Here is a 25147-nt window from a genome sequence, read left to right as displayed (position 1 = left end):
TGCCTGTGAGATTTTTACCCGCTTGAAGATCTTTAAGGGCTTGTTCAAAGTTAAAAGGTTGAGTCATGTGTCATTCCTGTTTTTGTACAGTTTACTGAAATGACACAGAATTATGAACGCTACCAATGGAATAGAGTTTGGTAATTAAAATTGTCGTCAACGCGCTGTAAAGTCACCGGCGTTGTTACGCAGTCATACCATGCGATAACTTAGTTATCGTCGCATTAATCATGTCCATACCTATGGTGGTATCTAATAGTGTTATCGGTTGTTGATTAGCAAACGCCTGGTTGGGTGTCTTTAGCCATAAAAGCATTTTATCTTGCGTACCAAAGTACTCTGTTCCTGCTTGAATAGTACTGATGAGCATCAACACACGCTCGGTCGCGATGGCTGGCAACAGCTTATCGTGAAGTCTTAATTTTACCCCTAATACTATTTCTAATTCACGCCTAGATAAGCCCGTAAACGTCATCGCATTAGCTAGCATGTCAGCGGTTACCCCCTGCCGAATAAGCTCTATATCGCTATATGAGTCACGATTAAGGTGCTCGATGCTTGTACCAACCAATACTGAAAACGCTTCATTTAACATATAGAGCAACTCCAACAGAAAATGGTATTTGATAGCAGTATAAGTGAAATTCAAAAGCCTGAAGACCTAATTTATCAATGCATCAATAGGGGCTCAACATCTTTCGCTTCATACACACTTGTGAACATTTCTGCGTTACAAAGAGCGAACAAAGTTAGGTTTTCAGATAACTTCTAGTCTCCCAATTACCTACAACTCGTCTAATAACTGAGCACCAAAATCAATTTCTACACTTTCAACTAAACTTTCAGCACTTCTACGCATACTTGCTGTGAGCGGCACTAATTTGTCGGGGTGTTGTTGCATGTCATTTTCAAGAATAGATAAAAAACTTTCCAATTCAGCGGTATTAGGTATTGCATCAAACAATCCTTCGATTGTCTTTAAAGCGGCACGATATTCATCATCAGAACTCAGAGATATCTCATCGTGACCAGTAATAATTTCATTTCCGACAGAAGGAGAATCAAGCCATGCAGTTAAATCATCAGGAACTGGTGCCGTTGCGTCACATTTTAAAAGCAATATATTGAGTTTAGTATTCTTCATCATCAATTCTTCTCTTTGAATCGTCACTATTAGAGTAGCAACTCCCGACTCTGTGGTATTACTAAAATTTGATCGACTGATTTGTGCTTAGTTTCTTATTGCTAAGCTATCCTGTCACACTTTTGGACAAAACCTTGCCAGCGACTTTGCTCACTTATAATCACTGGTGTTGTCATATTCTGTCTAAGATCGGTTGAATCATAACTACACCTCTAATCAGATGACCAAATGAGCCATACCACTAAACCAGTGAGAGCATCTTGCTTTGGTTTCCATTGGTAGTATGCCTATAAAATTTGCCTTGATAACCCAGCAAACGAAATAGATACTCGCCGCTAAGTTCCTTACACACAGAAAAAATCTTATATTTCTCTTTCCCACCCATTTCACTTAAACCTGAGTGGATTATTTCATTCCTAAGTTTAATAATTCCACTAACTTCGGGGGACATCCCAACACTATCAAACATGTCTATTAGTATTTGTTTAAAGCCAGTACGCTTACCATCTTTAAACCAAGCTCCTTTTATGTACTCATATTCATGAGCCTTGGCATAACTGTGTTTAAGGTTTTCTAATAATATAAATATATTTGCCAGTCTAAGCTCAACTGGCTGCTCTAAGACATCACTAGTGACGAATAGCTCAATAGCTACTTTGAGGGTTCGCACTTCTTCTAGTTGCTTATAGGTAGCATATCCGCCTTCAATAAAAGACTTTAAATAAATAGTCTCAACGGTACATAGAGGGGGTCTGAAGTAATTATAAACTCCGTTTACTGACCATCTTTGCCCTTCATCGCAATTGACTGCATGCCATCGATAAAATCGAACCTGTGAGTCAGTTGCAAGTGATAGCATATAAGCGATACGGCGCGCGATTTGACATATAACCATAGTGTCCTCAGGCTCTACATTGTTCACATACAGTCGTGTTGATTCGATAAACGTACCAATGAGTTCACGTTCTAGGGTGCGAAACACTGCACTGTCTTGGACAAGTTCGAAATCGTAACCATCGACACTAAAGGGCAAACGGTTTAGTGTCCGCGCCCCTTTATCGTTAGTACTATACTCTGTGCCACAAATCTTCAGGTTAGCGAAATAGCAGATGATATCCATGTGATTTCCATATACGTGCTTGTGTCTTTGACTAGTATTATTCAAGTAACGTTCGCAGCACAAGCATAAGACTATGCGGCTGATTTACTTTCTGGTCTTTTGTTGTAAAACGCACTATAGAATTTATCGTCATTAGGATAAGTATGTCAAAGTTGAAGTGGCAACTTATAGCTGAGTCTCTTTTCTATCAAGGAAAGGGGCAAAAGTTTGTTAGATTTAGCAGAACTGCATTGGGACTAATTTGCCTCAAGTGAGGCGATGACCTTAACAGCGATTTCTTGAGGGCATTCGCCGTATGATTGCTGGAGACTAATAAATGATTCTGCATTAAAGCAGACGCTTATGACATCCAAAGGTGTTCCTTTGAGTGTTTGCATTGGAAAAGTCACCATATTTTCCTCGATACTTAACTGCTCCCAAATAATAATTTGACCTTCCTTGTCTCTTAAACGCCTAGACTCTTTTAATTCTGAGCATCTTATTTTTAATTCCAGCCATAATTCGATCGACATATCATTAGAGCGCGCTTTTTTGTGAAGCTCGGAAATTTTCGCTTTATATCTCTTACTCGCATAACGCATATAGCCCCCGAATCTTACGTATTGTTTACAAGGCATCTTAGCACGGCGGCTCCCTCTAAATGCTGCAACTATCTCACAAAAAGCTCCAGTTAAAACCACTGACTCACTCTTTTTCATAAATGAATTTCGCTCTCAGTGAGAGCGAAAAGATTTATTTCGCACTACCCTGTAGCTGATTCGTGCTGGGTTGCAGAGTATTTAAGACAATTTATTAAAAAAGCAATGTTTGAAACGCTTGTTTGATTTATAAGTTTTTCTTTGCACTCACTGACTGCGAGCCATTTTCAATACCATTATATTTCGCTCTCTGCTGTAGCGAAATAATTACAGCTTTGGCAGTGTTTGTGCCTCAACTGACACTGTTACAGTCAATCGAGACAGATTGTTAATTTAGGTTTAAAGTTTATTTATTAACCACACCCGATCATCAAATTTGATATTCAATTCTCTCAATATCCTTAAGCAATGCTGCAACGTTTATATCTTTGCCGTAACGACTGAAAGTGATGTTGGGATTAGCGTGACCGACGATTTGCGCCACGATATGCTCGCTGATATCTAATTGCTTCATTTCATCAATAAACGTGTGTCTTAGGCCGTATGCGGTTGGACGCTTATTCGCTTGCATGCCGATTTCATTTTGAAGCTTTGCCAGCTGTTTGCAGTAGGTTTTTGACCAATCTTCAATGATGCCCACAGGTTTATAATCAAACAGTTGTATTTGTTGTGTTTTGCGTTGAGTCACAAAGGCCATAAAGTCTTGTTCGAGTAATGCACTATGAATTGGTACATAGCGCTTAGCATTGATGTTTTTTATTCGTTGCCCTGCACCGCTGTCATCAACGCTTATGCAGTCAACGCCATCTACTTGCTTGATATCACTTAATAGCAGCTGGCACGCTTCAGATGGCCTTAAACCGCCATAAAGCATCATGAGTGTGACCCACTTAAAATCGTCGGTTGAGTCGTTAAATGCAGTCGAGCGTATTAATCGTTTTAATTCAGATGCAGTCCAGCGGTTGCGACCTTGATTCGCTTTGGCTTTCGGTTTTTGACCGACGGTGACACTTTCGAATGGGTTTTGATTGGAGTAGTTCATTAGCTGACACCATTTAAAGAACTGAAATATGGCGGCTAAGTATTCTTTATTGCTTTTGTAGCTTCGGCCTTGAGTCAGCAACTCATCGCGATAGGTCATCGCATCAGCGCTGGTGATATCGTGCACACATTTATCATCAGTTTTAAACTTGGTTTTAAGAGCGGATTTTGATGATACGGTATCAATAAAATGTCGAGTACGCTGCTCAAGCTGCTTAATAGATAGAGGTCTGATGGCTGATTTTTGTTTTGAAATAATAAATGCGCTTAATGCTTCGTTTAACCCAATAACAGGCTTTGCTTGCGCAACAGCTGTGGTTTCACGATGCTCTGACAACTTAGTGTCTCTGATTGGGATGAAATGAGGTTTCGGCGTGATGTTGAACGTAATATCAGAATCATCAGCATCAAACTGAGCTCTAAGATGGTTAATGACTTCATCGACGTAACGAATAAAGTCATTAATGCGTGTTTGATGGTCAATAGACTTGATGATTTTTTTGAGTGTTCCGGCAACCTCAATGTTGCGGATAACCGCTTCTGCTCTGTCACGAGTCAGTAAGGAGACTTTTACGTCAAAGGGGAAGCCCTTGTCGCGTAAATATTTGGATAAACAGATACGTGTAAAGTATACGTTGTTGGGTGCTCGATAAAGATACATTGTCTGAGTCAATCCTTATGGAGAGCCCCTCAAACGCCAAAAACAAAAAAAGCCGTTGATAATCAACGGCTTTTCTCGTATTTAATGTGGCGGAGGGATAGGGATTTGAACCCTAGAAGGGCTATAAACCCTTGCCGGTTTTCAAGACCGGTGCATTCGACCACTCTGCCATCCCTCCGAACGAGCGAGATAATATAATTAGCAGCCCTTGGTGTAAAGTCTGAATTGAACTTTTTTACCCGCTTTGAGATTAACTGCTCAATATCAAGGCATTATGGCCAAATTTTAGCTGATTCCAGTCTGTTTGAGTAACCTTTCGCTTATGTGGGCTTATTTTTAAGCAGATGATGGAGCTTTCACGCCATAGCAATAATCTCTCTTTGATTGTTTATCAGCCCAAAAATAACAACGCTGTTTGCAGGTCTTGATGTCACGGTATGATTGACCGTCATAGCCCAAGCTATCACCCGCCTGAACTAGTGCTATCAATTCCCTTAGTGTCTGGTATTATCAGCAATGATTTTAATGAGTTGCCCGTTTTCATAGCAAGGGATAGCCGATGCTTTCTGAACAAGCCTTAGAAATGATTGATATTGTGGCCCGTGTTGGCAGTTTTACTGCTGCGGCCAATAAAATGAACAAGGTCCCCTCGGCGGTGAGTTATGCCGTTAAGCAAATTGAAGATGATTTAGGGGTTATCCTGTTCGAGCGCCACCATAGAAGTGTCAGCTTGACTGCTGCTGGGCAGCACTTTGTCACCCAAAGCCGGGATATCATCAATCAATTACATGCCATAAAGCTTGATACCCAAAAGGTGGCTAATGGCTGGCGGCCTTCTATCACGATTGCTATAGATAATATGGTCCGTGCCGACCGGATTAGCGTGTTAATTGCTGATTTTTACCGTCACTTCACTGATATTGAGCTCATCATTCGCCTCGAGGTCTATAACGGTGTCTGGGAAACCCTCTCTAGCGGCCGTAGCCAATTGGCCATTGGCGCTAGCGCTACCCTGCCAGTGGGTGGCAGCTTTAAGATCCGTGATATGGGTAACATCGAATGGGTATTTTTAGTCAGTAAAAACCATCCATTGGCTGAGATAGAACACCCACTCACGGCTGAAGAATTAATTATTTATCCCGCCATTTGTTTGCAAGACACCGCCAAAGACATTCCTCCCCGCGCCAATTGGCTGCTTAAAAATCAGCGCCGCATTGTGGTGCCTGACTGGATAAGGGCACTGAATTGTTTCCGTGAAGGTTTAGGCATTGGGTATATGCCTGCCCACTTGGCTAGCGTATTTGTGATGTCGGGTGCGTTAATTCAAAAGGAATTGGCTGAACCTAAGCAAGATACTCAGTGCAGCTTAGCTTGGGATCACTCGCAAATGAGCCCTGCAATGGAATGGATTTTAGCTTACCTAGGTGACAGCGAACAATTACACAAACAGTGGTTAAGCTAACTTAAGCACGCTTATTAGCGCTATAACAAAATTTGATACACAAGAATTTCGGGGTAAAAGATACTTTTTTGTTTGAGTATGTTACCTTTTACTTCATCAGCTTAGATAATAGTCAAACATCATTTTTTCGGCTAATAATAGCGATAAGATGAAAGGATAATCTCAAGGAGACCTTAATGAGTCAACAATCCACAATTAATGGCAGTTTAACGACGGTTGAAGTCAATAAAATGCTTAAAAATACCTATATGTTACTGTCGATGACATTAGCATTTTCAGCATTGTGTGCAGGCTTTGCCATGATGTTAGACATAAGCCCTATGATGTCACTTGGCTTGTCAATCGGCGGTTTAGTACTACTGTTTGTCACCTTGCGTAAAGCTGATTCTGCTGCTGGCATATTCTGGGTGTTTGCTTTCACCGGTATTGAAGGTGCTTCACTGGGTTACATTTTGAACCATTATGCTGGCATGGCAAATGGCTCATCGCTTATTATGCAAGCATTAGGATTAACTTCGGTTATCTTTGTGGCGTTATCAGCCTATGCCCTCACCACTAAGAAAGACTTCTCTTTTATGAGCGGCTTCTTATTTGCCGGTATGATAGTGGTCATCGCTGCAGCGGTTATCAACATCTTCGTCGGTAGCAGCGTGATGTTTATGGCATTGAATGCCGGTGTGGCCTTATTGATGACAGGCTTTATCCTGTATGATACAAGCCGCATTGTTAATGGCGGCGAAACTAACTATGTTCGTGCCACCATTTCTTTATATTTAAATTTCTTAAACCTGTTTATCAGCCTACTGCACCTTTTAGGTATGGGTAGTGATGATTGATCCCAAATAGGGAAAACTAGGTTAAAATGGCCCTCTTGGGCCATTTTTTATGGCATTTTTTGCGAGACAAGTGGTTATGAGTCAGTTTCTTATACAAGTTAACGCTAGCGCCTATGGCAGTACTGGCAGTTTTCGCGCCCTAAAATTCTGCCAAAGTGCCCTAGATCAAGGTCATACCATAGTGTCGGTGTTTTTCTATCAAGACGGTGTGTACAACAGCAGTGCGTTACTGGCGCCAGCTTCCGATGAATTCGACATTCATGCCGCCTGGCTTGATTTAAGCCGCAAACACCAGATAAAACTCACTAATTGCGTCTCAGCAGCGCTTCGGCGCGGGGTTTTGTCGCCCCAAGAGGCAAAGGATAATGCCAAACCCCAGTGGAATGCTGATGCGGGCTTTACCATGGGTGGGCTGGGCGAGTTAGTCACAGGTATTGAGCAAGCACAGCGCCTAGTGTGCTTTTAATTTTAAGGCCATAAACAATTGATGAAACAGATTTGCATCATATTTAGAAAAAGCCCTTTAGGGACCAGCAGTGGCCGCGAGGGATTAGATTTTGCTTTGCTGAGTGCCAGTTTTGAGCAGCAAGTCAGCCTAGTGTTTATGCAGGATGCTGTGCTGCACCTTTTGCCCTCGCAAATCCCAGAGCTTACTGGCAGCAAAGATTATATCGCCGCGCTAAAAGCCTTGAGTTTGTATGACATAGAAACCGTGCTTGTCTGCCAAGACTCATTGAGTAATTTGGGGTTAACGATAGATAAGCTGGCAATTGATGCTCAGCCTGCCTCATTTGATGACATAAAAGCCTTAATTAATACCGCTGATGAGGTCATGGTCTACTGATGATTTTACATTTAATTCAAACCTCGGCGACACAAGATAACGCCTTGTCCACCTGCTTGAGCTTAGTTCGGGCCACCGACAGCATTTTACTCATGGGTGATGGCGTCAATTGCCTGCTAAGCCCGGCATGGCAAGCACAGTTACAAGTCTGTAAGTTATTTGCGCTAGCCGATGATGTTACTGCCCGCGGCTTAACCGCGTTGATTCCGGTGGGCGTACTGCCCCAACTTACACTGATAAATTATGATGAATTTGTGGCCCAAACACTGAGCTACCAAAAGGTGATCACGTGGTAAATGTTATTGAATTTAAAGGGCGACACATTGACCTGGATAGCCAAGGCTACTTAAAGAATGTACAGGATTGGCAACCCGAGCTTGCCCCCATACTCGCCGCTAGCGAAAACATCAGCTTAACTGACCAGCACTGGGAAGTGATTAACTTTGTGCGTAATTTCTACCTTGAATACAAGACAAGCCCAGCAATTCGCGTACTAGTCAAAGCCATAGGCCAAAGCTTAGGACCAGATAAAGGCAATTCAAAATACCTTTATACTTTATTCCCTGTCGGCCCCGCCAAACAAGCCACTAAAATCGCCGGCCTACCAAAGCCTGCTAAGTGTTTGTAACATACAAATAAATATATCTATTTTCCGGTGTTGATATTGTTAACACAAATAAATAATGATAAGGAAATCACTGTGGGTGTTATTGAATTTTTACTCGATCTATTAGGGATAATACCGGGTCACGGCGTGGCATCTTCTATGCCCAAGTCTAAGACGTTAACGATTATGCTCATAGTAGGCGCGGTATTCTTTATCAGTTTTGCTTTGTTTCTGGTATATATGGCGGGTGGGTTCGATTAACGCGAGAATGTTTTTGTTATTTGTTATTTGTTATTTGTTATTTGTTATGGCATTAAAAAAATAACCAGGGGCTGAATATAGCCCCTGTTTTAAATTATCGTGCTCCTTTTGGCTTTCGCCCAGCGTTAGGCCTACCTTTAGCCTGGCCTTTGGTTTGCCCTTTTGGCTGCCCTTTGGCTTGCCCCTTATGCTTGGTGCTGCGATTATGCTGCATAAAGTGCTCAGGCCCTTCAATTTTATCTCTAAGCGAGGTCACTTTTGGCTTAGGTTTCGGCTTTTTCGCCGCGGCCTTTTTATCTTCTGATGATGAGTCTTTAATCATATCAAACAACACATCAAGCTCTTGTTTGTCTAAGTCGCGCCATTCGCCAATGGGTAAGCCCTTAAGGCTGACATTCATAATTTGTTGCCGTTCAAGCTTAGTCACTTCAAAGCCAAAATATTCACACATGCGGCGAATTTGGCGATTAAGCCCTTGTACTAGAACAATTTTAAATGAAAATGGTGCAACTTGCTCAACTTTACATTTCTTGGTAACGACCCCAAGGATAGGCACCCCTGCTGACATGCCTTTAATAAACTCATCAGTAATAGGCTTATTAACGGTAACCACATACTCTTTATCATGATTATTACCAGCACGAAGAATTTTATTAACAAGATCGCCATTGTTGGTCAAAAAAATAAGACCTTGGGAGTCTTTATCTAAACGACCAATAGGAAAAATACGGCTGGAATGATTAACAAAGTCGACAATATTGTCCCGCTCGCTGCCCTCTGTCGTACTGACAATCCCCACGGGTTTGTTAAGAGCAATAAACACTAAATTTTCCGCGTCTCTAGGTTCAATGTCTTGACCATTAACTTTCACTTTATCGCCAACAGAAACAAGATCGCCAACCTGAGCGCGCTTTCCGTTAATGAATACATTACCTTGCTCAACAAAACGGTCGGCATCACGTCTTGAACAAATGCCGCTTTCACTAATGTATTTATTAAGGCGGATGGCAGAGTCTATCACTTGGGTATTCCTTTGCTAGAAATTAAAAATAGAAAAATAAGGCTAAAGGCTAGTCTAATGCATGTTGGCTTAGCCTAGTGGGGAGTTTATCAATTTTCAGCATAATTGCATAAGTATCCGTGGTATAAAACTATTCTTTGCGCCATTCTTGTCTGCAAAACTCACCTAGCTATCGGCCTTTAAACACTGTATGACGTCAAAGTTAGTTTTCTGTAAACGGCTTTTTTAGTAATTTGATATAAGCTTATGATAGTTAACTTGTGTTTTCATTAAGGAAATGACTATGAGTGTGTTGATTTCGCAGATCATGAGTCGCCGTGTGGTCACGGTTGAGATGGATGACAGGCTAGAAGTCGCTAAGGAAATTTTCGATAATGTAGCGTTTAATCATTTATTAGTTGTCGATGATAATAATCTACTTCAAGGAGTACTGTCACAGCGGGATTTAGCCCATGCCTTAAGCCCTAATTTAGGCACGGCAGCTGAATATGTTCGTGATACAGAAACCTTGCAAAAGCGGATCCATCAAGTGATGAGTCACGATCCTGTCACCACCGGCCCAAACATGGATCTCAAAACCGCAAGCCGGCTTATTCTTCAACATGGGATTGGTTGCCTTCCTGTATTAGAAAACAACCAAATAGTCGGGATAGTCACCTGGAAAGATTTACTTCGAAGCTTTAGCTGTGATTAACGCAGCTAAGCTGCACTGACATGAGTTGTATTAGTCCAGCTTAAATAGGCCCACTTGTTCATCTAATGACTTAGACAAACTCAACAATTTCGCGCTCACTTGTTTACTGCCATGAGCATCCACCAAAGATTGTTCGGCATTATCACGAATGGCAATAACGCTGCGATTTATCTCTTCAGCAGCTAAGTTTTGCTGCTCGGTGGCGTCAGCCATCTGCACATTAAGCTGATTAATTTCACTCATCTGTATAGAAATGTCTCGCAGTGCTTGTGCCACTTGCTGTACTTGCTCTGCACGTTCATCCGCTTCTGCTGATGACGCATTCATGGCGATCACTGTACTTTCTGCTTCATCTTGTAATTTAGCGATGGTTTTGCGAATTTCATCGGTAGAATGGTGGGTCTTAGTGGCCAAGGAGCGTACTTCATCGGCAACAACCGCAAAGCCGCGGCCAGTTTCTCCCGCTCGCGCCGCTTCTATGGCAGCGTTAAGAGCCAACAAGTTCGTTTGTTCGGCAATGGCACTGATGACCTCGAGTACTTTACCCACTTCAAGCGTTTGCTGCTGTAACTGACCCACTTTTGATGCGGCGTTGCGGACATCTGCTGCAAGCTGGTTAATGCTCTGCTCTGTTTGCTCAGCAATGATGGTGCTGCGTTTGGCAACTCTATTGCTCTCATCTGATTTTTGTGAAGCAAAATGAGTGGTGTTCTTCACTTCGGCTGAACTCGACTCCAGTTCATTAATGGCGGCGGCCACCGAATCTGTACCTTCTTTTTGCTTTTTTATCGCCTGTTCCGTTGTCTCTGCTGTACTGTGAATGGTTTCTGCCGATTGAATCAAGACTTTTGAGGACGCTGATACATTTAAGATGCTGTCTTTAAATGATGCCATCATCTGATTGAAACTGGTCGCTAAGTAGCCTAGTTCATCATTAGAATCGTCATTAATCTTAGCGCTTAAGTCTTTATTCTCTGTGGCCAGGCTCATAATTTCACCTATGCGTTTTAGGCGTTTAATAAACAGTTTTCGAAACAGTATCCCAAGGAAAACAAAGGTGATTAAAAAAATAACTGTGAGCAGACTCGTGCTAAATAGGGTGTTGTGATTAACAGCCTTGTCGATTTGCTCAAGTGAGTAACTCAATTTAACGACCCCAAGTACATCGCCTTCTTGAGCTTGATGACAACCCAGACAGTTCACCCCTTTGTTGTCTACGCTGGCCACTAACGGTTTTAAATACGTGAGTACTCTATGGGAGTCGACCACATCAATAAACATGGCTTCTGTGCCTAATAATGCGGCTTCTTCTGCAGGCGTTTGAGCCTTCTCTTTCGCCTTGCCTGGACCATAAAGTTTATCAACTTGAGCGCCACGGATAATGTGCGCATCTTTAATATTGGCTTGACTGCGGATTTTGTTACTTAAAATTTCACGATTTGCCATGGTGCCAGTTAGCATCATGGTATTGATGGAATCAAAATAATTGTCGGCTAACAAGTGCACGGTACTTTCGACAGTTTCTTGTGCTAAAACCCGCTGTTGATTGGAATTAATGAAAACGCTAGCAGTTAAAACGAGGACACCAGTAAAAGCCAGTGAAGCGTAGATCTTATGCTGAATTGATTTCAATGCCATAGGGTACGTATTTCATCCTTGAGGTTACAACGAGTATGCCAACGATTTAACAATTAGTTAACACTTTGTTCTAGATAGAGAAAGTGCCTCTCCAAAAATACTCAAGCATATTATGATTATTCACAATCTAAGACAATAGCCTCAGACTGTGACCTGCCAAGATTTACACCAATAAACAAAGATTTGTATCAAAAATGTGAGCCAGCCCCCACGGCAACCAAAAACCAAGCATTAGTCATTAATTACCGCTGGTTTGGTTTTAGCTGGTGTTAAGCTACTGCCCATAGATGCAATAATCACTAAGCCAATGGCCGCCCATTGCCACAAAGTTAATTGTTCCGCGAGGATAATAAACCCAGCTAAGGCAGCGATAGCAGGCTCTAAGCTCATCAACACACTAAAACCTTGGGTAGGCATGTTTCTTAATGCCACCATTTCCAATGAATAAGGCAAGGCACTGGATAATATTCCCACCAGCAGTCCCAATGGTAAAATTTCCCAGTTTAATAACGCCACACCTTGGCTAACAGCTCCAATGGGGACAACCGCAATAGCAGCGACCGTCATTCCTAGAGTGACAGTTATTCCACCTGATGATTGTTTACCGGTTCGCGTACCAAAGAGTATGTAGCCTGCCCAGCAAGCTCCAGCGCCTAGTGCCATAAGTGCCCCAGCAAGATCTAAGCCCTCTGCACTACTAAGATCTGGCAATAACAGCAAAATGCCCGCAATCGCACAGCCTACCCAGAATATATCGCTCTTTCTTTTTGAGCCAAAGAGCGCCACCGCAAGCGGGCCGGTAAATTCCAGTGCCACGGCAATGCCTAAGGGGATCCTGTCAATGGCGAGATAAAATAGGATATTCATCCCCCCAAGGCAGAGGCCATAAATAATAATGCTCTGCCAATCTCTGCCTTGAGGCAGTGCCCGCCAAGGACGAAACACCAGCCAAAGTACTAGTGCAGCAAAACCTAAACGCAGCGCAGTCGTCCCTTCAGGGCCAACAATAGGAAAGAGTTGTTTTGCCAGCGAGGCGCCAGATTGAATTGTCACCATAGCAAGCAGCACACAGCCAATAGCAGTTAATAACACACGATTAATTTGCATCAAAATACGTCCAAAACACAAAAACTAACAGGGTTAGTATTCTACCTGACCCTGATCCTATGATGCATTATATAAATCCCTTTGAACCTACAGCATCGACCATGACTAAGCCAATATGGGCTTAAATACTGCCATTAGAGTGAGGCTTGATGGGCGTTAATAAGGGCACTCATCTTAAGCTGCGCCCGCTCGCGTACTTGGGTTAACGTTTCACCCGCTAGCATAGGCAGGCAAACTTCATAGTAACATTTAACCTTAGGCTCAGTGCCAGAAGGTCTGACAATGACCCGCAGCCCTTGTTCTAACTCATAAATAAGCACATCACTTTTTGGTAAATCTAAGGTATCGACGTGACCATCTGCATAGCGTTTTTCACTGGCATTAAGATCGGCGCATGCCTGTACCCCAAAGCCGCCAATCTGCTGGACAGTATCAGCCCGTAATTTAGCGCCAATGCCACCTGCATCACCAGATGTTGCAATGCTCACCTGAGTATTGAGGTGATAGCCATGCTGCTGATAAATTTCAGTTAACCTATCCCATATTGTTTGATTTTTGCAGCTAAGTTCAGCGCACAACTTGGCAAACGCCACAATAGCTGACAGACCGTCTTTATCCCAAACCAGATTGCCCACTGTATAGCCAAGAGCCTCTTCATAGGCGAATAAAAACCGTGAATGAGGCGAAGACTGGGCAATACCTACATTCATCAACCACTTAAACCCCGTGAGTGTAGTGTAATAATGCGCATTAAATCCGGCCGCGATTTTAGACAGTAAGCTTGAAGACACAATAGTGCAGCCCACCAAACGTTGATCTGGATTGCTGTGACTCAACAGATAATGCCCAAGCAGCACCCCCACTTGATCACCAGTTAATGGCTGATATTCACCATCATCTTTACGTACCGCCACCGCAAAGCGATCAGCATCAGGATCGTTCGCGCAGGCCAGCATGGCATTGTGCAGCTTGGCTTCAGCTATGACTAAATCCATAGCGCCTGGCTCTTCAGGATTGGGGAAGTTTACCGTCGGAAAATCGCCATCAGGCTCACGCTGCGCCGCAACGCTATAAACACGATTAAAGCCTGCATCTTTTAATACGGTTTCTGCCATATTGGCTCCCACACCATGCATCGCGGTGTAGGCCAAGCTGATATTATCTGCACCCGGGGTAAATAACTTCCCGTCATCGGCTTTCTCGCCCCCAAATTGCAGTACGCCGGCGTGGTAAATCTGATGGCGATAAGCTTCAAAAAAATCATCCATCAACCAATGCAATTTATCTTGTTTGGTGGCATCAATAAGCTCAATAAACGGCAATTCTTGGGTGGCGGCCTGCTCAATACACGCGGCGATGCCTGAATCATGGGGAGGAATAATCTGCGCGCCATTGTGCCAATAAACTTTATAGCCATTATAAGCCGGTGGATTATGACTGGCGGTCACCACTATGCCCGCCGCGGCACCAAAATGCTTAACCCCAAAGGCAACTAAGGGCGTTGGCGCGACTTTCGCCGTTAAAAACACCTTAAAGCCCATGGCGGTTAATACACCTGCGGCATCATGGGCAAACTGGCGCGAATCATGGCGACCGTCATAGCCAATCACAACTCCGCGCTGGCAGGCATCTTTCATTTGTGCTGTTAAATAATTGCCAAGACCCGCCGTGGTTTGGCGCACAACTAAGCGATTCATCCCCATAGGACCTGGGCCCACTATCCCACGAATGCCTGCAGTGCCAAAGGCTAAACGGCCGCTAAAACAAGCGGCTATTTTTGCTTCATCGCCTTGTTCAATGAGAGACATTAATGCCTGTTTTTCACTGTCATCCTTTATTTGGTTTAACCAGTGATTGACTTGAAATTGCAGTTGACTATTCATGCTTGGCCTTTGGGAAATGGGTAAAATCGACTGCCTCATACCATGGCACAAGCAGCTAAAACCTGCTAGAGGGAAAGCCATTTTTTAGACTTATTTAGCTAATTTTAGTCATTATCTTTACACTATTTAGTGTGTAAATACCTTGAAAAGACAAATCAATTGGCGTTTAGGGGCGCTGTTCTATGGTTTGGTGCTGGAGCTAGGGTCGATGTGGGTATTAGCTGAAGCCATTCCCCGCAGAAGAGTGCCGCGATAACCGCTAATGCGTGTCAATTCAACACAACGGAAATCTTCATCACTTTTTGTTTGAGCAAGTTTGATTTAACTAGATTTAGTTTAGCTTTGGTTAAACACGCTGATTTGTCGGATAGTTCACATAAATAAGCCAAAAACTTAAATGCACAGCTAACAAGGAATGAAAATTGCTTATCTTAGCGTAAGTTATTTTTATATCTGTGACTTATAGATAGGCGAATAACCTATCAGTAAATGATAAGACAATCCCTTTATCATTCGCACAATGATGAACTCACTCGCAAACCACCTTGAGGTATCCATGGAAGCCCCCCCTAGATTGACTGACTACAATATGACTCAAGGCAAAGCTATAGATGATCGCCCTATGCCAACATCAAAACAGCACAGCAGCCTACGGATCCCAGGCGATATGGCCATGTGGCTACTCATTGCGATGGAGTTAACTGTATTTGCACTATTTTTTATCGGCTTTGCGGTGATGAAACGTCTAGAGCCAGAAATGTTTGCCAAAGGGCAAAACATCATCCACCTCTCTATCGGGTTTGTCTGTACCTTAAGCTTATTAATCAGCAGCTATCTGGTGGCATTAGCGCAAACACGAGCCAAAAAGGCCCAGCATATTCGCGTATGTCACTTTCTTCGCGGGGCATTATTTTTCGCGTTTATCTACCTTATCGCCAAGAGTTGGGAGTATGGTTTACTGATCAATGCAGGCTTTGATTTATCCACCAATGACTTTTTCACCCTGTATTTTCTGATCACCGCGTTTCACTTTATGCACGTGGTGCTTGGCTGCATTATTTTATTCTACCTGCATCAGCAAAGCCGCAAAGAGATCTATGGCCCCAATGAACACCAAGGTTTTGAAGCCGCGACCGCTTATTGGCACATGGTGGATCTGGTGTGGATTTTAGTATTTTTCTTAATTTATATCGCCCATTAATCGACTCGTTTTAGTGATCATTAGCCTGTAATCAACCACTGCCTTACAAGACTGTGGTCTCCAAAGGACAAATATTTATGCCTAACCTGACGCCTAGCAAATCTGCTTCAGCCATACACAAAGCCGCCATCATTTTAATTGGGCTCACTTGCCTAACCACTGCGATGAGTTATTTTCCCGTGTTCTTACCCTTCCCTATGAGTACTCAAGCCATAGCTTTTGATGTTATGCCACTTGCCATCAATACCAACATCAAGTTGATAAGTGTAGTGCTCATAGTGCTAATGACCATGATAAAAGGAATACAAATCGTTGATGTATTTATGGAAATGCGCACCGCTCCCAAGGCTTTTAGGTTATTTGCCTTGAGTTACCCGATTATAATCCCGTTAATATTGGCCGCCATCCTCTATCTGTAAATTCATCATGTCAGCTCGTCACTAAAAACAGTCGCTAACCCCCTAGTTCTCAGTAACGCTTTTAGGAAATTTGCGGCCTCCATCACAGTCTATTCAACGCTGACAAGACAAAAACAGCAATGTTGATATATTGACAACACTAGGGCGAGTTAAAGCCATTTTGTTGTCAATATTTCTCATGGAGAGTGTCATGCTAGAGCAAACCCTACTGGATATCGCCTTAGATCTCAGCCAGAGCCTGCCTAAAAAAGCCCTCTATCAACGCTTTATGACCGCCGTTAATCAAGTCATGCCCTGTGATGCTGTAGCACTGCTTGAGTATCAAGGCAATGAATTAGTCCCAGTGGCTGTGGATGGCCTGCTACCTGAAGTGCTTGGCATGGGCTTTGTCCCCGATGAACACCCAAGATTTCAAGCTATTGTCGCCTCAAAACGCCCTATTCGCTTTAACGCTGACTCTGAACTTGCCGATCCCTATGATGGGTTTCTGGTTATCGATCCTAAGCGGGTGCTCGATGTTCATGCCTGCATAGGCTGCAGCCTCTACATTGAAGACACCTTAGTTGGGGTGCTCACCTTAGATGCACTTAATGTGGGTGCATTCGATGCCATCGACGATATCACCATAGCAACGCTCGCCGCCCTCGCTGCAGCCACCATACGCAATGTTAATTTTCTCATTCAATTAGAACGCCAGCATAAATTGGGTGACAATGACAACACATTCAAACAAAAGCCATTAAAAAAATCTGACTTCATTGGTGAAACTCCCTGCATGCTGGCACTTAAAGACGACATTCGCATCGTGGCGAATTCAGAGTTATGCGTGCTAATCAGTGGTGAAACTGGCGTGGGTAAAGAGCTGGTTGCCCGCAGTCTACACACTCAATCCAAAAGGCGAACCCAAGCTTTAGTGCAAGTTAACTGCGCGGCCCTGCCTGATACCTTGGCCGAAAGCGAATTATTTGGTCATGTCAAAGGCGCGTTTACTGGCGCCACCAAAGACAGAATGGGTAAATTTGAACTGGCCCATCAAGGCACGCTGTTTTTAGATGAAGTGGGCGAGTTATCCCTTGAGTTACAAGCCAAATTACTTCGCGTCATTCAAGAAGGTGAAATACAGCGCATAGGTGTTGACCGCAATATTCATGTGGACGTGCGCATTATCGCCGCCACAAACCGCAATTTACTGCAACTCGTGCAGCAAGGGCGTTTTCGGGAGGATTTGTACCACAGACTCTGTGTCTACCCACTGCACGTACCGCCACTAAATCAAAGACAAGGGGATATCCCACTGCTGTGTGGCAATATTCTGAGTAACCTTAAACATAAAATTGGCCTGAGCAGCGCAAAAAGCGTGCGTTTAAGTGAAGCGGCTATGCAAGTATTACTGCACTACCCTTGGCCTGGTAACGTACGGGAATTGCAACATGTATTAATGCGTGCCGGCCTTAAAGCGAGCGCCGAAAGTAAAGGGATTACAGTGATCCAGCCATCGCATTTGCGCTTTGCAACCGAGCAACTTCCCAGCCAAGCAACAAACGCACAGCCCTTATTGGATACCATTCAGTCATCAACACCCACCGCAGGCACCCCCATAGCAGCCCCAATAACAGTAGCGATTTCCGCCCCAGGCAAGCCTGGGCCGAGTAATGATACTAGGCAACTTATCAGTGCCGGCCGCTCATTTAATGACATGGTCGCCGACTTTCAGCGCCAAATCATCCGCCAATCACTTGATGACAATAGCCAAGTCTGGGCCAAAGCCGCACGGCAATTACAATTAGACAGAGGTAACCTACATCGCCAAGCCAAACGCTTAGGCTTGATTTCCTAGTATTTGCAACAAACCTCAAGCCTTAACTTAACGCATATAAACATTGTTGAGCACATACTCAGCGATTCACGAGACTTGAAATAAGCGCTCGCAATGCGGCGGGTTTGATCATTTTAGCCATGTAATGATATCCACGGTGCTGCACATCTTCTATCAGTTCTTTATTGGTATTGGCTGTGATCAATACCCCTTGGACATGTTCACCATAGCGGCTACGAATACCGTCCATGGCATCAAGGCCGTTTTGATTATCATCCAGGTGAAAATCCGCTAACACAATGTCCGGTGCTATCCCCTTAAGGCCCAGTTTTATCCTCGCATCACTCAAGTTGGCCGCGCACACCACTTCACATTGCCAGCGGCTAAGCAGCGACTCAAGGCCAGCTAAAATGCTTTCTTCATTGTCGATACACAGCACCTTTAGCCCCAATAATGGCTGTAAACGACTAGGCACACTCGGCACAGGCTCGATTTCTGACATTTTTCCTAACGGCACTGTGACACTAAATACTGATCCTTGCCCCAAAATCGAGCTGACATCTATCTGATGTTCAAGCACTTTACTTATTCGCTCTGCAATAGCCAGTCCCAAGCCAAGGCCGCTGACATTGGCACTACTGGGGTGATTCAAACGCGTAAATTCTTTAAATATTTCAGTTAATTGCGCCTCACCTATGCCGCAGCCTGCGTCTAATACTTGAATGCGCACGCCACCATTGCAACGACGGCACCCCAGTAGCACTCGCCCGCCACGGGCATAACGATAGGCATTAGTAAGAAAGTTCTGCACTATGCGCCGCAGTAACGCGGGATCTGAGTTAACCGTGAGCTGGGTCGGCACCAATCTAAAGCGGATCTGACTCTCTTCAGCCATGGCACTGCATTCAGCAGCAAGAGCGGTCAGCACTTGCCCTAAATTAAAATCGCGCCGCTCAACGGTGACCAGCCCCGAATCAAGTCTTGAAATATCCAGCAAGTCGGTAAGTAATTCACCAGCGCTTTGCAATGAATTATTAACATGGTTTAAGGTCGCCTGCGCCTCAAGGTTAAGCTTAGGATCTTGAGATAATGAAGCCGTAAACAAGCGCGCGGCGTTAAGAGGTTGCATCAAATCATGACCCACAGCGGCCAAAAAGCGGGTTTTTGAGGCGTGTGCCTGCTCTTCTTGAGCTTTTGCTTCCAGCAACTCACTGTTTAATAATGCCAGCTCATAAGTACGGGCTTTGACGCGAGTCTCTAAGGTTTCATTGGCTTCAAGCAAAGCTTTTTCTTGCAAACGATAGGAGGTAATGTCAGTAAATGTCATCACAAAACCGCCACCAGGCATAGGGTTGCCTTGAATTTTAATCACTTTCCCGTCTTGGCGCTCACGCTCAGAGACATGGGCGCTACCATTACGCATGTGCTGCACTCGGCCATTGACTTGCTGATCAATGTCGCCTGTACCACAAAATCCTCGCTCGGCATTAAAACGGATCACTGCAGCAATAGGCATACCTTGAACCAGAAAATCATCGGGGTATTGGTACAGCTCAACGTATTTGTAATTCCATGCCACCAAATTAAGATCTTTATCCACCACGCTCATGCCTTCATAGGCGTGCTCTATCGCCCCTCTAAGCATTTCTTGACTGAGCATAATTTTTGATGAGGTTTCATCCACTAAGTTGAAGACTTCATCTAAGCCCAAATCTCGGCCGTGGATCACTGAGCTCATCACTAAACTGGCGCTAGAGGCCCCTAAAATACCTGCTAACATGTGTTCTGTGTGATTGATTAGCTCATTGCTCGCCGCCTTATGCCAGCTGTCACTTTTTACCGCTTCGGCAGAAAATCGGCTAAAGCTTTCATACACTTTTGTGGGACTGACAAAGCGGCTGGCTAATATAAGTAAATCTTGTTGAGAAATCGGGCCTTGACGTTTTCTGGGTTCAGCTTTAAGCATACCTGGACTGACAAATAAGCTCGCTTGAATACGCTCAGCAACCCCAGCGCGAAACCACATCGACCCTAAGACATAAAAACCGCAATTCACCAGAAGCGCCTTTAAGGCATCGGCCACCGTTGGACTCATCGACGCCAATAAACTGCTCTCTCCACTTAACACATTTAACAGCGGATAAGTACCCATTTGGCCTATGCTGGCGCCATCTAGGAGCAAATAACACCAATAAATCAATCCTATCCCAAGGCCTGCAAATACCCCTGCACGATTCCCCTGCTTCCAGTACAAGCCCCCCACTAATGCCGGCGCTAACTGGGCAAAGGCGCCAAAAGATAGCATTCCAAGATGAGATAAGGATTCATTGTTACTCAATTTAAGGTAACTAATAAACCCAAGCCCTAGAGTCAGCACAATAATAAATCGCCGTGCATTAAGTAGAAAATGCTGGAATTCATTGAAATTTTTAGTGCGAATAAGCCCAGTTTTTAGCATCACTGGCACTAGCCACTCGTTACTTATCATCACACTAATGGTGACCACAGCCACCAACACCATGCCTGTTGCGGCTGACAATGTGCCTAACAGAGCTACCATGGCGACCAAGGGGTGTTCCAGCGAAAGCGGCAGGTTTATCACATAAGTATCTGCAGCAATATTACTACTAAATAACACTTTGCCGGCCAGCGCCAATGGCGCCACAAATAAGCCAAATAATGCTAAATACACAGGGAAAATCCACCGCGCCCGCCTCAGCATAGTCTCATCCGTACATTCGACTACCATCACATGGAACTGCCTTGGCATACACACAAAGGCCGCCATGCCGACAATCAGCTCTGGTAATATGCTATTAAAGGGCAACCCTGCGTCACTCAAAAAACCTTTTTCGCTGGCTTGTTGCCAAATATCGCCAAAACCATCGAAATAGCCAAAACACACCACTACACCCACCAACAAAAATGCCCCAAGCTTTACCAAAGATTCAAAGGCAATGGCCAGCATCATTCCGGGGTTATGCTCGGTGGCATCGAGCTTGCGGGTGCCGAATAAAATGGCAAATAAGGCCAGCACTACAGTGATCACTAATGCCAAAGGCAAGTCTTGTGCTTGAGTCTGGGTGGGTTCAAATAAATTTAAACTAAATACCATAGCCTTAAGTTGCAGGGCAATATAAGGCATGATCCCAAACAAGGCGATAAAGGTCACTAAGGCGGCTAAAAACTGTGATTTACCGTAACGGGCAGCGATGAAATCCGCCACAGAAGTGATATTTTGCGCCTTAGACACTAAGACCATTTTTCTCAACAACCCAAACCCTAAACTAAAAATCAAAATAGGCCCAAGGTAAATCGGTAAGAAGGACCACAGGTCAGTGGCTGACTGGCCTACTGTGCCTAAAAAACTCCACGACGAACAATACACAGCAAGGCTTAAGCCATAGATCCACACCTTGGCTTTAGGTCCGATACGATTAAACCAGCGGTCTCCGCCCCAAGCTAAAATAAACAATAGCGAGATATAGCCCACGGCAATTAAGGCAACGATTAAGGTTAAATTCATCCTATTCCTACTTAGTTAACCCCCATGCAGCTTAGGTTTACTCTCCACTTAGGGGCAAGCCATCTAAAACACTTAACTGGGCAACCTCACAGGCAAACCACAATACCACAGCTCAGATAAGTGTCATTCTGCGATAAAAACTGCGCCATGGCTATTGTTTTACGCATGATAACAGGCTAAATATAAAGGATATTTTTAGACTAGACCAAGGTCTAATAGCCAATTTATGTCTGCCAGAGTGATACTCAATTCATGCTTTTATAAAAGGGAAAACCTATGAATTCGCCAACCGTGTACCCAGTTCCCAATCAGATAAGTGCCCATGCTCATATCGATGAGCAAACTTATCAGCGCATGTATCAAGCCTCTATCGACGATCCAGAGCGATTCTGGGGTGAGCAAGGCAAACGTATCGATTGGATAACCCCCTATAGCCAATCTCAAGTGAAGAAAACCAGTTTCGATGCCAACAATTTATCAATCCAATGGTTTGCCGATGGCACACTGAACGCCTCCAGTAATTGTCTGGACAGGCACCTTGAGCGCAATGGCGATAATATTGCCATTCTTTGGGAAGGGGATGACGCCAAGGATCAACGCCAATTAAGCTACCGTGAGCTCCACACCCAAGTGTGTCAGTTTGCCAACGTGCTGAAATCTCAAGGTGTTGCCAAAGGCGATATCGTCACCTTATATATGCCCATGGTGCCAGAAGCGGCTATAGCCATGTTAGCCTGTGCCCGTATTGGTGCCGTGCATTCGGTCATTTTTGGCGGTTTCTCGCCAGATTCTATCGCCTCTCGCGTCATTGACGGTAAATCAAAAGTTATCATTACCGCTGACGAAGGTGTGCGGGCCGGACGCACCATCCCCCTAAAACACAGTGTCGATGAAGCACTAGCGCGCCCAAGTGTCACCTGTGTTGAGCAGGTTATTGTGCTTAAGCGCACCGGCGCCGCAGTAGACTGGCAGCCAGGTCGCGATCTTGATTGGCATGAGTTAATGGCTGGCGCCAGCAGTGATTGCCCCGCCGAAGAAATGAACGCCGAAGATCCATTATTTTTACTCTATACCTCAGGTTCAACAGGCAACCCCAAAGGCGTACTGCACACCACAGGTGGCTATTTGGTTTATGCCGCCATGACCCATGAGTACGTATTTGATTATAAAGAAAATGAAGTCTATTGGTGCACCGCAGACGTTGGCTGGATCACAGGTCATTCGTACATGGTTTATGGCCCGTTTGCCAATGGTGCCACAGTACTCATGCATGAAGGCGTTCCCAATTACCCCACACCAGCACGTCTTGGCGAAATGGTAGACAGGCATAAAGTGAATATTCTCTATACTGCGCCCACGCTTATTCGCGCCTTAATGGCCGAAGGCAAGGAGTACTTCAGCGGTTTTAGTGGTGATTCATTACGTATTATGGGCTCTGTGGGCGAACCCATTAACCCAGAAGCGTGGCGCTGGTATCACCAAGTCATCGGCCATGAACATTGCCCTATTGTAGATACTTGGTGGCAAACTGAAACTGGCGGCATCTTAATCAGCCCATTACCGGGAGCCATTGCCACTAAACCTGGCTCTGCAACTCGGCCTTTCTTTGGCGTAAAGCCTGCCCTTGTGGATAACACGGGTGAAATTCTTGAAGGCGCGGTGGAAGGCAATCTCGTCATTTTAGATTCTTGGCCAGGTCAAATGCGCACAGTATATGGCGACCATGAACGCTTCGCCCTCACCTACTTTAAAACCTTTAAAGGCATGTACTTCACCGGCGATGGTGCAAGGCGTGATGAAGACGGTTATTACTGGATAACCGGACGTGTGGACGATGTAATTAACGTCTCAGGTCACCGCCTTGGTACAGCAGAAGTTGAAAGCGCGTTAGTCGCCCATGATTTAGTCGCCGAAGCCGCGGTGGTGGGCTATCCCCATGATATTAAAGGCCAAGGCATTTATGCCTATGTCACCTTAGTCCATGACGCTGAACCTTCAGAGGCCCTGCGTCAAGAATTAAGGCAGTGGGTACGTAAAGAAATTGGCGCGCTGGCAACCCCAGATCTTATTCAATGGGCCACGGGTTTGCCTAAGACACGTTCAGGTAAAATAATGCGCCGCTTCCTGCGCAAAATAGCCGCCAACGAAGTCACCAACTTAGGGGATTCATCCACCTTGGCCGATCCCTCTGTCATCGATAGTTTAATCGCCAGCCGCTTAAATAAGATTTAATCAGGCGTAGAACCATCAACAAAAAACGCCGCTAAGCTAGCGGCGTTTTTATTACTGAGCGTTTATAACTGAGTGATGATCATAAAAAAACACTCGCATAAACTTCAACATACAGGCTCGTCATCGCCCATTTATTTTATAAAAAATCTCATTAACAACTCATGCTTTCGATTTAAAACAGACTAATCCACGATCTTTGGCTTACGCACCTTAGTCGAACATCCTGTCTGATGTAAGCGAAATCAGCGCCAGCCATAAGCCAAGCAATAAATCCCACCAAGCTAGCCAGTGTGTTAGTCTTGGAGATAATTTTTCTAGTGAACAAGCAGCCACATGAGCCAGTACACTTTAGATGCAAGCGCCAGCGTGCATTTTAGCTTTCGTGATTTAATTGAATGTGGTGACACAGCCAAGCAGTATCAACTCTTTATACTGCCAAAGCAAACCGCAAGCTGGCAAGCGCTGAGTCAATTAGCCACCAATTTGTTAGATCCCATAGTGGAACAATTTGGCCCGATCAACTTAAGCTACGGTTTTTGCTCACCTGAGCTTGCCCGCAAAATCGCAAAAAATCCCAAGCCCCACATAGCGCCAGCGCTCGACCAGCACACCAGTCACGAGTTAAACAATAAAAATAACCTTATCTGCCCCCGCCTTGGCGCCGCCTGTGACTTTATTGTCAAAGACTCTCGCTACAACATGCAGCAGGTAGGTCAATGGGTCGCCACCGAGCTTAAATTTGATAGGCTGTATTACTATGGAAAGGCATCGCCCATCCACCTAAGTTATGGCCCAGACATGAATCAATTTGTGCAACTTATGTCCACCAAAATCAACGGCAGCCAGCAGCAACGCGTCCCCTACCTTAAAGGCCGCAACGACAAAGCGATCACCCTGCTTAAAGAGGTAGAGTTTTAAGGAATTATCTGATGAGCGTATGGGCGTTTGTAATGGATAATAGTCCTAGACGGCGCAGAACATGCGGAGCTAATTCTC

Annotated in this window: 23 protein-coding genes and 1 tRNA gene; 13 read left to right on the top strand and 11 right to left on the bottom strand. The window is 44.5% G+C overall.

Annotation, left to right across the window (positions count from 1 at the left end):
• Positions 1-184: 184 nt before the first annotated feature.
• From H5073_RS14615 to H5073_RS14590, 6 genes are all read right to left on the bottom strand, one after another.
• Complete coding sequence (locus H5073_RS14615; RefSeq protein WP_182680298.1) at positions 185-595, bottom strand: antitoxin Xre/MbcA/ParS toxin-binding domain-containing protein; 411 nt, start codon at positions 593-595, stop codon at positions 185-187.
• Between the two features lie 189 nt (positions 596-784).
• Positions 785-1147 carry a transcriptional regulator gene (locus tag H5073_RS14610; protein WP_229780245.1) on the bottom strand — a complete coding sequence of 121 codons (363 nt, stop codon included), beginning with the start codon at positions 1145-1147 and terminating at the stop codon, positions 785-787.
• A gap of 238 nt (positions 1148-1385) precedes the next feature.
• A complete protein-coding gene (locus H5073_RS14605; protein ID WP_182680297.1) occupies positions 1386-2264 on the bottom strand; it encodes a hypothetical protein in 879 nt (292 codons plus the stop codon).
• A 236-nt stretch (positions 2265-2500) separates the two neighbouring features.
• Positions 2501-2962 (bottom strand): hypothetical protein, encoded by a 462-nt coding sequence (locus H5073_RS14600; RefSeq protein ID WP_182680296.1) that lies wholly within the window; start codon positions 2960-2962, stop codon positions 2501-2503.
• A 310-nt stretch (positions 2963-3272) separates the two neighbouring features.
• Positions 3273-4604, bottom strand: a complete 1332-nt coding sequence (locus H5073_RS14595) for a tyrosine-type recombinase/integrase (RefSeq protein WP_182680295.1) — start codon at positions 4602-4604, stop codon at positions 3273-3275.
• Between the two features lie 87 nt (positions 4605-4691).
• Positions 4692-4782: transfer RNA gene (locus tag H5073_RS14590), tRNA-Ser, on the bottom strand.
• Between the two features lie 381 nt (positions 4783-5163).
• Here H5073_RS14590 and punR point away from each other — a divergent pair.
• The 7 genes from punR to H5073_RS14555 all read left to right on the top strand — a co-directional run bounded on the left by punR (position 5164) and on the right by H5073_RS14555 (position 8614).
• A complete protein-coding gene (punR, locus tag H5073_RS14585; RefSeq protein WP_182680294.1) occupies positions 5164-6066 on the top strand; it encodes a DNA-binding transcriptional activator PunR in 903 nt (300 codons plus the stop codon).
• A 176-nt stretch (positions 6067-6242) separates the two neighbouring features.
• A complete protein-coding gene (locus H5073_RS14580) occupies positions 6243-6902 on the top strand; it encodes a Bax inhibitor-1/YccA family protein (RefSeq protein ID WP_182680293.1) in 660 nt (219 codons plus the stop codon).
• A gap of 76 nt (positions 6903-6978) precedes the next feature.
• Positions 6979-7368: a sulfurtransferase complex subunit TusD gene (gene tusD, locus H5073_RS14575; RefSeq protein WP_182680301.1), complete on the top strand. Its 390-nt coding sequence runs from the start codon at positions 6979-6981 to the stop codon at positions 7366-7368.
• A 21-nt stretch (positions 7369-7389) separates the two neighbouring features.
• Positions 7390-7746 (top strand): sulfurtransferase complex subunit TusC, encoded by a 357-nt coding sequence (tusC, locus tag H5073_RS14570; protein WP_182680292.1) that lies wholly within the window; start codon positions 7390-7392, stop codon positions 7744-7746.
• Complete coding sequence (gene tusB, locus H5073_RS14565; protein WP_182680291.1) at positions 7746-8042, top strand: sulfurtransferase complex subunit TusB; 297 nt, start codon at positions 7746-7748, stop codon at positions 8040-8042. The genes tusC and tusB overlap by 1 nt, the downstream gene beginning before the upstream one ends.
• Entirely contained in the window at positions 8036-8374 is a 339-nt protein-coding gene (locus tag H5073_RS14560) for a TusE/DsrC/DsvC family sulfur relay protein (RefSeq protein WP_182680290.1), read from the top strand. The genes tusB and H5073_RS14560 overlap by 7 nt, the downstream gene beginning before the upstream one ends.
• Positions 8375-8410: 36 nt before the next feature.
• Positions 8411-8614: a hypothetical protein gene (locus H5073_RS14555; RefSeq protein ID WP_182680289.1), complete on the top strand. Its 204-nt coding sequence runs from the start codon at positions 8411-8413 to the stop codon at positions 8612-8614.
• Between the two features lie 94 nt (positions 8615-8708).
• Here H5073_RS14555 and rluF read toward each other — a convergent pair whose 3' ends face one another.
• Positions 8709-9635, bottom strand: a complete 927-nt coding sequence (gene rluF, locus H5073_RS14550) for a 23S rRNA pseudouridine(2604) synthase RluF (RefSeq protein ID WP_182680288.1) — start codon at positions 9633-9635, stop codon at positions 8709-8711.
• Between the two features lie 283 nt (positions 9636-9918).
• On the opposite strand from rluF, the gene H5073_RS14545 reads away from it, so the two are divergent.
• Entirely contained in the window at positions 9919-10329 is a 411-nt protein-coding gene (locus H5073_RS14545) for a CBS domain-containing protein (protein WP_182680287.1), read from the top strand.
• A gap of 30 nt (positions 10330-10359) precedes the next feature.
• Here H5073_RS14545 and H5073_RS14540 read toward each other — a convergent pair whose 3' ends face one another.
• The 3 genes from H5073_RS14540 to H5073_RS14530 all read right to left on the bottom strand — a co-directional run bounded on the left by H5073_RS14540 (position 10360) and on the right by H5073_RS14530 (position 14957).
• The gene (locus H5073_RS14540) at positions 10360-11967 is read right to left on the bottom strand and encodes a methyl-accepting chemotaxis protein (protein WP_182680286.1); all 1608 of its coding nucleotides are present in this window, start codon (positions 11965-11967) and stop codon (positions 10360-10362) included.
• Positions 11968-12198: 231 nt separating this feature from the next.
• Positions 12199-13074, bottom strand: a complete 876-nt coding sequence (locus H5073_RS14535) for a DMT family transporter (protein WP_182680285.1) — start codon at positions 13072-13074, stop codon at positions 12199-12201.
• A 134-nt stretch (positions 13075-13208) separates the two neighbouring features.
• Positions 13209-14957, bottom strand: a complete 1749-nt coding sequence (locus H5073_RS14530; protein WP_182680284.1) for a phospho-sugar mutase — start codon at positions 14955-14957, stop codon at positions 13209-13211.
• 556 nt (positions 14958-15513) lie between these two features.
• On the opposite strand from H5073_RS14530, the gene H5073_RS14525 reads away from it, so the two are divergent.
• The 3 genes from H5073_RS14525 to norR all read left to right on the top strand — a co-directional run bounded on the left by H5073_RS14525 (position 15514) and on the right by norR (position 18414).
• Positions 15514-16158, top strand: a complete 645-nt coding sequence (locus H5073_RS14525) for a cytochrome c oxidase subunit 3 family protein (RefSeq protein WP_259394909.1) — start codon at positions 15514-15516, stop codon at positions 16156-16158.
• A gap of 77 nt (positions 16159-16235) precedes the next feature.
• Positions 16236-16577, top strand: a complete 342-nt coding sequence (locus H5073_RS14520) for a cytochrome C oxidase subunit IV family protein (RefSeq protein ID WP_182680283.1) — start codon at positions 16236-16238, stop codon at positions 16575-16577.
• 190 nt (positions 16578-16767) lie between these two features.
• Positions 16768-18414, top strand: a complete 1647-nt coding sequence (norR, locus tag H5073_RS14515) for a nitric oxide reductase transcriptional regulator NorR (protein WP_182680282.1) — start codon at positions 16768-16770, stop codon at positions 18412-18414.
• A 58-nt stretch (positions 18415-18472) separates the two neighbouring features.
• Here the strand turns inward: norR and H5073_RS14510 are convergent, their stop codons facing one another.
• Complete coding sequence (locus tag H5073_RS14510) at positions 18473-21919, bottom strand: NahK/ErcS family hybrid sensor histidine kinase/response regulator (RefSeq protein ID WP_182680281.1); 3447 nt, start codon at positions 21917-21919, stop codon at positions 18473-18475.
• A 276-nt stretch (positions 21920-22195) separates the two neighbouring features.
• Here H5073_RS14510 and acs point away from each other — a divergent pair, with 276 nt between their 5' ends.
• Complete coding sequence (gene acs, locus H5073_RS14505) at positions 22196-24151, top strand: acetate--CoA ligase (protein WP_182680280.1); 1956 nt, start codon at positions 22196-22198, stop codon at positions 24149-24151.
• Positions 24152-24484: 333 nt separating this feature from the next.
• Positions 24485-25069, top strand: a complete 585-nt coding sequence (locus H5073_RS14500) for a hypothetical protein (RefSeq protein WP_182680279.1) — start codon at positions 24485-24487, stop codon at positions 25067-25069.
• The last annotated feature ends 78 nt before the right edge of the window (positions 25070-25147 follow it).

The organism is Shewanella sp. SR44-3, assembly GCF_014163735.1.
Lineage (GTDB): Bacteria > Pseudomonadota > Gammaproteobacteria > Enterobacterales > Shewanellaceae > Shewanella.
The sequence above is the reverse complement of the archived record's forward strand: the minus strand, read 5'-3'. Positions and strand labels throughout refer to the sequence as shown.